Source organism: Brevundimonas sp., assembly GCF_036402095.1.
In the GTDB taxonomy this organism is placed as follows: Bacteria; Pseudomonadota; Alphaproteobacteria; order Caulobacterales; family Caulobacteraceae; genus Brevundimonas.
In genome coordinates this window covers 1-9590 of sequence record NZ_DASWTO010000186.1, presented here as the reverse complement: position 1 = coordinate 9590, position 9590 = coordinate 1, and the positions used below count along the sequence as shown (strand labels likewise).

General features: G+C 70.8%; 12 protein-coding genes. 6 read left to right on the top strand and 6 right to left on the bottom strand.

The genetic code is table 11. The features are described 5' to 3' along the window. Positions 1–101 precede the first annotated feature (101 nt). Positions 102–233, top strand: a complete 132-nt coding sequence (locus tag VGD32_RS12415) for a hypothetical protein (protein ID WP_331032196.1) — start codon at positions 102–104, stop codon at positions 231–233. A 64-nt stretch (positions 234–297) separates the two neighbouring features. Here VGD32_RS12415 and VGD32_RS12410 read toward each other — a convergent pair whose 3' ends face one another. Then, positions 298–474, bottom strand: a complete 177-nt coding sequence (locus VGD32_RS12410) for a hypothetical protein (RefSeq protein WP_331032195.1) — start codon at positions 472–474, stop codon at positions 298–300. Between the two features lie 231 nt (positions 475–705). On the opposite strand from VGD32_RS12410, the gene VGD32_RS12405 reads away from it, so the two are divergent. After that, positions 706–1869 (top strand): aminotransferase class I/II-fold pyridoxal phosphate-dependent enzyme, encoded by a 1164-nt coding sequence (locus VGD32_RS12405; RefSeq protein ID WP_331032194.1) that lies wholly within the window; start codon positions 706–708, stop codon positions 1867–1869. Then, positions 1866–3308 carry a hypothetical protein gene (locus tag VGD32_RS12400; protein WP_331032193.1) on the top strand — a complete coding sequence of 481 codons (1443 nt, stop codon included), beginning with the start codon at positions 1866–1868 and terminating at the stop codon, positions 3306–3308. Before VGD32_RS12405 ends, VGD32_RS12400 begins: the two co-directional genes overlap by 4 nt. Here the strand turns inward: VGD32_RS12400 and VGD32_RS12395 are convergent. Then, positions 3260–4318, bottom strand: a complete 1059-nt coding sequence (locus VGD32_RS12395) for a hypothetical protein (protein ID WP_331032192.1) — start codon at positions 4316–4318, stop codon at positions 3260–3262. The genes VGD32_RS12400 and VGD32_RS12395 overlap by 49 nt on opposite strands. Before the next feature lie 108 nt (positions 4319–4426). Between VGD32_RS12395 and VGD32_RS12390 the strand changes: the two genes are divergently transcribed. Next, on the top strand, positions 4427–4738 hold the full coding sequence (locus VGD32_RS12390; protein WP_331032191.1) for a Dabb family protein: 312 nt from the start codon (positions 4427–4429) through the stop codon (positions 4736–4738). On the opposite strand, the gene VGD32_RS12385 is transcribed toward VGD32_RS12390, so the two are convergent. After that, positions 4735–6003: an EAL domain-containing protein gene (locus VGD32_RS12385; RefSeq protein ID WP_331032190.1), complete on the bottom strand. Its 1269-nt coding sequence runs from the start codon at positions 6001–6003 to the stop codon at positions 4735–4737. The two genes, VGD32_RS12390 and VGD32_RS12385, sit on opposite strands and share 4 nt — an antisense overlap. Positions 6004–6110: 107 nt before the next feature. On the opposite strand from VGD32_RS12385, the gene VGD32_RS12380 reads away from it, so the two are divergent. Next, a complete protein-coding gene (locus VGD32_RS12380; protein WP_331032189.1) occupies positions 6111–6881 on the top strand; it encodes an SDR family oxidoreductase in 771 nt (256 codons plus the stop codon). Positions 6882–6960: 79 nt separating this feature from the next. Continuing rightward, complete coding sequence (locus VGD32_RS12375) at positions 6961–7803, top strand: lipid A biosynthesis acyltransferase (protein ID WP_331032197.1); 843 nt, start codon at positions 6961–6963, stop codon at positions 7801–7803. Here VGD32_RS12375 and VGD32_RS12370 read toward each other — a convergent pair. From VGD32_RS12370 to VGD32_RS12360, 3 genes are all read right to left on the bottom strand, one after another. After that, positions 7800–8327, bottom strand: a complete 528-nt coding sequence (locus VGD32_RS12370; protein ID WP_331032188.1) for a response regulator — start codon at positions 8325–8327, stop codon at positions 7800–7802. The genes VGD32_RS12375 and VGD32_RS12370 overlap by 4 nt on opposite strands. A gap of 117 nt (positions 8328–8444) precedes the next feature. Continuing rightward, a complete protein-coding gene (locus tag VGD32_RS12365; protein WP_331032187.1) occupies positions 8445–9275 on the bottom strand; it encodes a M23 family metallopeptidase in 831 nt (276 codons plus the stop codon). Next, on the bottom strand, positions 9272–9457 hold the full coding sequence (locus VGD32_RS12360; protein ID WP_331032186.1) for a DUF2093 domain-containing protein: 186 nt from the start codon (positions 9455–9457) through the stop codon (positions 9272–9274). Before VGD32_RS12360 ends, VGD32_RS12365 begins: the two co-directional genes overlap by 4 nt. Positions 9458–9590: the final 133 nt, after the last annotated feature.

Here is a 9590-nt window from a genome sequence, read left to right as displayed (position 1 = left end):
AGCCCGAGCGGGACAGCGGCTACTAGGTAGCGACTCATTTACCTGTCCGTGCAAGGTCAGGCGGTCCGCGGCTCCCGCTCCGCGGACGGGGGAGATGCGAGTTGCGCTGGATACGGAAGCTCATCAAACGCCTGAAATGCCGCCGCCACCGCTGGCGGCCCGACCGCCGCCGCGAGGGCGGGGAGTTCTGCGACCTGTGCGGCGCCCGCAGGGTGGCGGCCCCGGAGGCGTAGCCGCATCCCGGATCGCGGGGGTGGAGGCCTCCGGGATGACGAGGCGTGGCGCCCCTGATCTTATCTAGGGCCCGCCGGCGACGGCGCCGACCGCGGCCATGGCCAGGGCCTCCAGATCGACGATGCCGTAGACAGTCAGGCCGCCGTCAGCCTGGGTGACGATCAGGGTCTTGGTGGCCTCGGCCTGGCGCTCCAGCTCGGTCCGCAGCGCCTCCGCGACCTGTGCTTCCATATCGGCCATCTGGTGTCCTCCGGCGCCCGGGCGGGAGAGCCGGGCCGCTTCAGGGGGTAAACGCCCCGGCGGCGAGGCGGGTCCGGGGCGCGCCGTCCGGGCCCGCCTTCCACGTCGCAGGGGCAGAGGCGGACACGGGCCGACGTCCCCGCGCCGCCGGCTCGTCAGGACCCGGAAACTGTCATAGGCTCGGGCGAACAGGGGACGTCGATGGCGCGAATAGCGGTGTACGAGCCAACCGTGGGGTCCGCGGAGCTGGCCAATCTGGCTGAGGCGCTGGCGGCCAACGAACTGATCCGTGGACGGTTCGCGGACCGCTTCGAGGCGCAGATCGCCGGATATGTCGGGAGCCGCTTCGGAGTGGGCACCAACTCCGGCACGGCGGCGATCCATACGGCCCTGATGATCACCGGAGTCGAGCCCGGCGACGAGGTCCTGATCACCACCCTGACCTTCATCGCGCCCGCGAACGCCATCGCCTATTGCGGAGCCCGCCCGGTGTTCGTCGATGTCGCGGCGCACAACTGGCAGATGGATGCAGAGGCCGCCCGCCGGTTCTGCGAGGACGAATGCCGGTTCGACGGCGAACGCCTGATCAACCGGACCACGGGCCGGCCGGTGACGGCCATCGTGCTGGTGCATTTCCTGGGCATGCCGGCCGACGTGGAGGCCTTCCAGGCGCTGGCGGAGCGCTACAATCTGATCCTGATCGAGGACGCCGCCCAGGCGCTGGGCACGCGCTTCGGCCCGCGCATGGTCGGGGGGTTCGGGCGGGTCGGCTGCTACAGCTTCTATGGCAACAAGCTGATCACGGCGGGCGGCGGCGGCATGCTGGTCACCAACGAGCCGGCGCTGGCGGAGCGCGCCCGCTATCTGATCAACCAAGCCAAGGACGACCCGGTTGAAACCCTGCACCGGGCGATCGGCTACAACTACCGGATGACGAACATCCACGGCGCCATCGGCTGCGCCCAGTTCGACCGCATCGACCATCATGTCGCGCGCAAGCGGCGGATCGCGGAGCGGTACCGGGAGGCCCTGTCGGACCAGCCGGGGATCACGCTGCCGGAAGAGCCCGCGGACCAGTTCTGGACCTTCTGGCTGACCTGCATCCGGATCGACCCGGACCTGTTCGGCCTCGAGGCCCGTCAGCTGCTCCGGCATCTGGGCGAACAGGGCGTCGAGACGCTGCCGCTGTACCAGCCGCTGCATCTGTCCGAGGCCCACGCCGGGGCCGGCCGCGTCGGGGGCGGGGTCGCCGAGAGCCTGCACGCGCAGGTCCTGACCCTGCCCAGTTCGATCAGCCTGGACGAGGGCGACCAGGATCGCGTCATCGACCTGGTCGTGGCGGCCGGACGGCGCGCGCGGGCGGACCGGGGCGCCCGGGCCGCGTTGACGCCTTGAACCTGGTCTTCCTGTCGAACTGGGAGCGCACGGAGACGTGGATCGCGGCCGGCCGCGAGCTGGAACGCCGGGGCCACCGGGCCTTCTTCGTGGTGACCCGCGACGAGCACCGGCGCAAGGCGCTGGCGGCCGGGTTCGGCCCCGACCGCGTCCTGTGGCTGACCCGGCAGGGGGCGCGGGCCGCGGACACGGGCGCCTCGCTGAGCGCGCTGGAGCGGCTGGAGGCGGCGGCGGGGATCCGGGTGTCCGACATGATCCTGATGGACCGGTTCCTGCGCTCCGAGCGGCAGGATTGGGCGCTTCGCTATGCGGCCTATGTCCATGCGGCGCTGGCGGCGTTCATCGAGCGGCACGACATCGGCCTGGCGGTCGGGCAGCCGGACAACGTTCCGGACCTGCTGGCGGAAGCCCTGGTCAAGGCCCGGGGCGGACGCTACGCGGCCCCGTTCGAGTTCCGCATGCCGACCCGGCGCTTCATGCTGTGGGATTCCCGGCTCGAGGCGCGGCCGCACATCACCGGCGCGGCGACCCCGGGCGAAACGACCGCCGAGGAGCTGGAGGAGGCGCGGGCGCTTCGCGACAGGGTGACCCGCGGAACCAAGATGCGCCAGGTCGAGGCCCGGACGGCCCCGCCGGCGATCGGGGCCGGTTTCCTGAAGCGGCTGGCGCGGGGGTTCCTGCACCGGGCCCTGATCGTCTCGCGCCACGACGTCTACATGTACACCCTGCGCAGCGCCCTGCTGGACCTGCGCTATCACATGACGCCCATCAATCACCGCCGTCTGGCGCGGATATGGGACCGGCTGTTCGAGCAGCCGCAGGCGGGGGAGCGGTTCGTCTTCTACGCCCTGAACTATGCGCCGGAGCATACGCTGGACGTCGAGGCGCCGGCGTTCGTGTCGACGTTCGACGTCGTACGCAACATCGCCCGGTCCCTGCCGCTGGGCGTGCGGCTCTACGTCAAGGAGCATCCGACCGGGATCGGCCTGAGGGGGCCGGCCGAGCTGGAACGGATCAAGCGGCTGCCGGGGGTGCGGCTGATCGATCCGTGGGTCGACAGCCACGCCCTGATCCAGGCGGCGGACCTGACCGTGTCGCTGTCGGGCACGGTGTCGCTGGAGGCCGCGATGTACGGGCGGCAGGCGGCGATCCTGTCGGATATCTTCATCACCGGGTTTTCGACCTGCCGCCGGCTGAATGCGCCGTGGGAGGTGGGGGCGGCCCTGGAGGCGCCGCCGCTGGAGCACCGGCCGGACGACGACCTGCGCTATCTTGCGTGGCTGATTTCCAACAGCCATCCGGGAACGGTGATCGAGCCGCTGGTCGATCCGTCGTCGCTGGAGCCGGAGAATGTGTCGCTGATCGCCGACGCGATCGGCAAGGTGATCGATCAGGCCTCGGCCAGCAGCACCCCGACCACCCGGCGCTCGCCCGCCTGAACCATGCCGCCGCGGTGCACGCCGTCGGGATCGAACAGAATGGCGTCCGCCAGATCGGTGGTGAAACGGGCTTCCGCCGCCAGCAGGGCCGGGGCGAGGGGATGCTCGTCGCGCAGGTCAGGGCCGAACGCGGCCTTGCGCTGCAGCCGCGCGGGCAGGGCGGCGAACAGGCGGCGGGCGGCGGGGCGGGTCGACGACAGGCCTGAATAGTCGTTGGCCTTGCGGATCAGCCGGCCCCAGAAGCCGTCACGGGCGCGGTGGCTGCCGCGGACGTAGCTGAACGGTCCGGTGGTCTCGCGGACCTCGCCGACGTAGACGATCATCTTGGTGATCCCCCACGCGGTGTCGACGTGGCAGTAGTTGCAGGCCGGATCCGGCTCGCCGACGTCGCCGAACTGACCGGTCCAGAAGTCGGTCTCCGGCGTGTTCAGCTGCGGGATGAGGTGGGCCACCGTCACGGGGCGGCCGAGCCGGGCTGACGAGGCGGCGAGCACGCCGGCGCGATCCAACACCTCGTGGAACCAGGCGTAGATTTCCGGTGAGGTCCGGCGGTCGATCCAGAGTCGGTTGTCGTCGAAATGGTCGAAGCCGCGGGCGAGCCGGCGGCGCAGGTCCTCGAACCACGGCCGGGTCAGGGCGTCGAGCTCGGACTTCTCGGCGGCGGTGAGGCGGAAGGCGTGGACGCCGTCCCGGTCGAGCGCCGCGGCGACCTCGCGCCCCGTCTCCGTCTGCGGCGCGCGGGCAGACCGCGTCAGACGGGCGAGGTTGTGGCGGAGCGCGCCGAGGCCGAGGCGCGGCGCGTTGCGGATCAGCCAGCGCCGTTTGTCGGCCCCCGACGGCGGCTTGGGAAGATGCTCGAGATCGACCAGCCAGCGGAGGAAGGCGACGCTCGCGCCCTGTGCAAACCGCCCGAGGGCGCGGATCCGGCCCTCGCGGACCTGGTAGGCCGGATGCCGGGCGTAGTCGATCACCGGCAGCCGGGTCTCGTCGAAGCGGGCCGGCGTGTTCACGGGACCTCGATTTGACACTGGGCGCCGCGGCGCCGCTTGTGGGGCCATAATCCACTACCTTGGGGGGAGCGCAACATGGATCTGACCGGTGGATCCCGGGGACCGGCGATGACCCACATCGTCATGTGGCGGCTGCTGGAGACGGCGCTGGGTCGCCCGGCGAGCGAGAACGCCGTCCTGCTGAAGGCCGAGCTGGAGTCCATGCGGGGCAAGGTCCCCGGCCTGACCGGCCTGGAGGTCGGCATCGACACGCGCCGGCGGAGCAACTCGTTCGACGTGGTGCTGATCTGCGCGTTCGAGAGCGCGGAGGCGCTGGAGGCCTATCATGACCACCCCGCCCATGTGGCGGTGAAGCCCCTGGTTCAGGCCGTGCGGGGCGAAACCGTCATCGTGGACTATCCGGCCGCCGCCGCGCCCTAGCCGAAGCGGCGCCGGTGGTCGGCGCTGCGCAGGGTGGAGCGGATGAAGTCGGCCGGGGGGTCGGTCTCGGCGAGGACGGCTTCCTTGATGGCGCGGGGTTCGCCGAACAGGTGGCCCTGGCCGACCGAGATGTCGAGCTCGAGGATGTCGACGATCTGGCGCTCGGTCTCGCATTTCTCGGCGATCAGCTCGATGCCGTAGCGGCGGGTGACGCCGGCGAAGTCGGCGGCGGAGATGTCGCGCAGGGCCGGCAGGGCCGAGGCGGCGTCGGTGTCGAGCAGGGTCTCGATCAGCAGGTCGGCGGCGACCTTCATGAATTTGACGTCGGAGCGCTGAAGGTCGGCGAAGTCGAGGTCGAGGGTCTGGACCTTGTCGATCGAGAAGCGGAAGCCGAGGTCGGCCAGCTTGGCCATGTTGCGGGCCTCGACCGCGCCGCGGGCGTCGAAGGTGGCCTGGCCGAGCTCGAAGATCAGGGCCTGGTTAAGGTCGCGGTTCTCGCTGAGGAAGTCGAGGAACTGCGGGAAGAAGGTCTCGTCGCCGAGCGAGGACAGGGCGACGTTGCAGAAGACGCCGACCTTGCGGTCCTGGCGCGCAAGGCGGCGGACGATCTGGGCGCAGCGGAACAGCAGCAGGTTGTCGATGGCCGGGACCAGGCCCTCGCCCTCGGCGACGGAGAGGTATTCGGCCGGCATCATCACCCGGTCGTCGGCGGCGCGCAGGCGGGTGAAGCTCTCGTAGAAGATGGTGCGGCGCTGGGGCAGGGAGACGACCGGCTGCAGGTAGAGGTCGACGCGGTTCTCGGCGAGGGCCTCGTGGATGGTCTGCAGCAGGACGTTGGACTGCTCGCGGTGACGGGCCTCGAAGGTGTTGACGGGCGCCGGCTGGGCGATGCGCTGGTCGATCGACTCGCTCATCTGCTGGATCAGCGATTCCAGCATGCGGACCTCGCCGGACAGCTGTTCGGTCGAGGACAGGGCGCCGGTCTCGATGGCCTGGGCCAGTTCGGTGAGGGCGCCCTGGGTGGACTCCATGGCGTCGGCGAGCAGGCGGTGGGCGTCGCGAACCTGGTCGATCTCGCGCTTCAGCGTGGCGCGCTCGGCCTTGCCAGAAACCCAGGCGTGGATCGCCGCGAGCAGGCCCATGGCGGCGAGGCCGGCCGCCGCGCCCGCCCCGGCGCCGAGGCCCGCACGCCACACGAAGGCGCCGACCGTCAGCGACAGGAACAGGTAGCCGAAGAAGAGGAAGCCTTGAGTCAGGGCGCGCATGGAAACGGTTGTTCCGCCTTCCCGGATGGAATCGCCCGAGTATCGGGGTATCACGGCAGTTCGCCTAGGGTTGGTGCACGGATTCTCCCCAAGCTTCGAGGTTAACGATGGAATTGTTCGATCTGACCGGCCAGGTCGCGGTCATCACCGGCTCATCGCGCGGGATCGGCAAGGCCATCGCCGAACGGCTGGCCGAGCATGGGGCGCGGGTGGTGATCTCGTCGCGCAAGCCGGGGCCGTGCGACGAGGTGGCGAACGCCATCAATGCGAAGCACGGGGAGGGCCGGGCCATCGCGGTTCCGGCCAATATCGCCTCGAAGGAGGAGCTGCAGCGGCTGGTCGACGAGACCCATGCGGCGTTCGGGCGGATCGACATCCTGGTCTGCAACGCGGCGACTAATCCCTACGCCGGTCCGATGGCGGGGATTTCGGACGACCAGTTCGGCAAGATCCTGCAGAACAACGTGGTCTCGAACCACTGGCTGATCCAGATGGTCGCGCCGCAGATGCTGGAGCGGAAGGCCGGGTCGGTGATCATCGTCTCGTCGATCGGGGGTCTGCGCGGCAACGCCCTGATCGGCGCCTACAACGTCTCCAAGGCGGCGGACATGCAGCTGGCGCGCAACCTGGCCGTCGAGTGGGGGCCCTCGAACGTGCGGGTCAACTGCATCGCCCCCGGCCTGGTGCAGACCGACTTCGCCAAATACCTGTGGGAGAATCCGGAGCTGCTGAAACAGGTCACCGACCCGGCCCCGCTGAAGCGGATCGGCCAGCCGGACGAGATCGCCGGGGCGGCGGTCTATCTGGCCTCGAAGGCGTCCAGCTACATGACCGGCCAGACGCTGGTGGTGGACGGCGGGATCACCATTGCCTGGTGAGGACGCCGGGCGGGCGGGGCTGCGCCAGGACCTGATCTGGCGGCTGGAGGCGGCTGCGTTCGCAGGCTTCATCGGCTTCATGCGGCTGCTGGGCGTCGAGCGCGCCTCGGCCCTCGGCGGCTGGCTGCTGCGCACGCTGGGGCCCAGGACCGGGACGCAGCGGACGGTGCTGCGCAACCTGCGCATCGCCTTCCCGGAGATGGCGGCGGACGAGCGCGAGGCGCTGGCGCGGGCGCAATGGGAGCAGACCGGCCGCGCCTTCGCCGAGACGGCGGTGATGGACCAGCTGGTGGCCGAGGGCCGCATCGAGGTGGACGGGCTGGAGCGGCTGCACGCCATCCGCGACAGCGGCCGGCCGGTGGTCTTCGTCGGCGGGCATTTCGCCAATATCGAGACGCTGGCGGCGACCATCGTCGGGGCCGGCGTGCCGTGCCAGATCACCTATCGCGCGGCCAACAATCCCTATGTCGACGCCCAGATCCGCGCGGCGCGGGCGCGCTACGGGGTGACCCTGTTCGCGCCGAAGGGCGGCGAGGGCGCGCGCGAACTGCTGGCCGGGATGGCGCGGGGCGAGTCGGTCGCGCTGATGAACGACCAGAAATTCTCGGAGGGGCCGGAGGTGAACTTCTTCGGCCAGCCCGTCAACGCCGCGCCGGGACCCAGCCGGCTGGCCCTGCGCTTCGGCACGGTGCTGCAGCCGATGTCGACGGTGCGGCTGCCCGGCGTCCGCTTCCGGGTCACCCTGTACGAGCCGATCGCGCTGGAGCAGACCAGCGACCGCCAGGCCGACATCGCGCACGGCGTGCAGGCGATCACGAGCTTCATCGAGGCGCGGGTGCGGGAGCATCCGGTCGACTGGTTCTGGGTGCACAAGCGCTGGCCCGACCGGGTCTACGCCGCGCTGAAGGCGGAAGACGCCTAGACCGTGACCACGTTCGACGGTTCGGCGGCGTCGCGGGCGGCGTCGGTCGCCCGCCGGAAGGGACCGCGGAAATTGGGCGGCGAGGCGCGCCGGCGATCGGGACCGAAATAGCCCTCGGTCCGGACGAAGGGCCGGGGCTTCCAGATCACCGACTGGATGCGGTCGAGCACGGCCTTGGCGGTGATCGGCTTGACGAGAAATTCGGTCACGCCGGCGTCGCGGGCCTCATAGACGCGCTCCTTGCCCGAATGACCGGTCATCATGATGATCGGCAGATAGGGATTGGCGCTGTCGGGGCTGTTGCGGACCAGACGGGTGAACTCGACGCCGTCCAGCGGGAACATCTTGTAGTCGACGATGGCCAGGTCGATCGGATAGTCGCGCAGGATCTGCAGACCCGCCGCGCCGTCGCCCGCCTCCAGCACCTTGCGGATGCCGGCGGACTTGAGCACTGCCGAGGCGATCGTCCGCATATGCGGATTGTCGTCGACGAGCAGGACCTGGATGGCGGCGAGGGATGGCATGGGAAACGACGGGCCGGAACGGCGCGCTCTGCGGCGCGATGGTGAAATCTACGGGCCTATTGCTTACCCGTCCATGACTGACCGTCGATCAGGAATCCGGTAACCGGTTACTCGCCCTCAGGTTCGGACCATCAGCGACGGGTCCAGGTTGCGGTTGCGCCATTTCATGCGCCAGCACAGGTGCGGACCGGTGGCGCGGCCGCTCATGCCGACCCTTCCGAGCGAATCACCGCGCCGCACGTCCTGACCCGCGCGGACGTCGAGGCGCGACTGGTGCAGGTAGGCGGTGATCAGGCCCTGGCCGTGGTCGATCAGGGTCAGGCCGCCCTCGAAATGCAGGTCCGGCTCGGCGAGGGCGACGCGGCCGTCGGCGGGCGCGCGGATGACGGTCCCCAGCGGCGCGGCGAGGTCGATGCCGTAGTGCGGGCGGGCCGGCGTGCCGTTCAGGACCCGCTGCGCGCCCCACCGGCTGGTGACGCGGAACGCCTCGAGCGGCCAGATGAAGCCGTCGCTGAAATGGTCGGAGTCGATCCGGCTGGCGAAGCCCTCCGTCTTGCGCTCGACCTCGCGGGCGATGCGGGCCAGCAGGGCGCGATCGGACGGCTCGACGGTGGCGGGCGGCAGGCCGTCGACCCGGGTCAGCGGGAAGTCGCCGGGGGCGATGTCGAGCGTGCGGCGGGCGGAGCGGCCGTTGGCGCGGGCCTCGATGCCGACGCTGGCAGGGGCGTCGCGGTCGAAGCCGACGATGAAGTCGCCGTCGGCCGAGGCGGCGGTCAGGGCTTCGCCGTCGACGAAGATCAGCGCCCGCGGCCAGGTGCGGCCGAGGGCGTGGCCGCCCTGGACGAAACGGCCGGTCAGGGCGAGATCGTCGGCCTGGCGGGCCCGCGTGGGCCCGGCGGCGGCGAGGGCCGCGGCTCCGGCGAGGAGGGCGCGGCGGTCGGGGGTCATCGCACCTGCATCAGCCGCTGCCGGGCCTGATCGGCCCCGGCGTAGGGTTCCTGCAGGGCCACCGACCAGTAGCGCAGCACCTCCAGCGCGATGGCCTTGCCCGAGACGGCGCAGGTCACATAGCGGCCGGCCTTCAGCACGACGAACTCGCCGTCGCCGTAGTGGAGGGTCGCGGGTTCCATCGCCGTATCGCTCATGCCCTCACGCTAGCGCGGGGGCGGCGGCGGCGCCAAGACTTTCGCCCGTCAGAACAGGTCGCCCTGCCCGGGCGGCACGGCCCTGGCCCGCGGCGGAGCCGGCGGCCGGGCGCGGACC

What these genes read in the sequence shown, in the direction of transcription:
- VGD32_RS12410 (WP_331032195.1), bottom strand. Translation starts at nt 474, where the DNA reads ATGGCCGATATGGAAGCACAGGTCGCGGAGGCGCTGCGGACCGAGCTG.
- VGD32_RS12390 (WP_331032191.1), top strand. Translation starts at nt 4,427, where the DNA reads ATGACCCACATCGTCATGTGGCGGCTGCTGGAGACGGCGCTGGGTCGC.
- VGD32_RS12385 (WP_331032190.1), bottom strand. Translation starts at nt 6,003, where the DNA reads ATGCGCGCCCTGACTCAAGGCTTCCTCTTCTTCGGCTACCTGTTCCTG.
- VGD32_RS12380 (WP_331032189.1), top strand. Translation starts at nt 6,111, where the DNA reads ATGGAATTGTTCGATCTGACCGGCCAGGTCGCGGTCATCACCGGCTCA.
- VGD32_RS12375 (WP_331032197.1), top strand. Translation starts at nt 6,961, where the DNA reads ATGCGGCTGCTGGGCGTCGAGCGCGCCTCGGCCCTCGGCGGCTGGCTG.
- VGD32_RS12370 (WP_331032188.1), bottom strand. Translation starts at nt 8,327, where the DNA reads ATGCCATCCCTCGCCGCCATCCAGGTCCTGCTCGTCGACGACAATCCG.
- VGD32_RS12365 (WP_331032187.1), bottom strand. Translation starts at nt 9,275, where the DNA reads ATGACCCCCGACCGCCGCGCCCTCCTCGCCGGAGCCGCGGCCCTCGCC.
- VGD32_RS12360 (WP_331032186.1), bottom strand. Translation starts at nt 9,457, where the DNA reads ATGGAACCCGCGACCCTCCACTACGGCGACGGCGAGTTCGTCGTGCTG.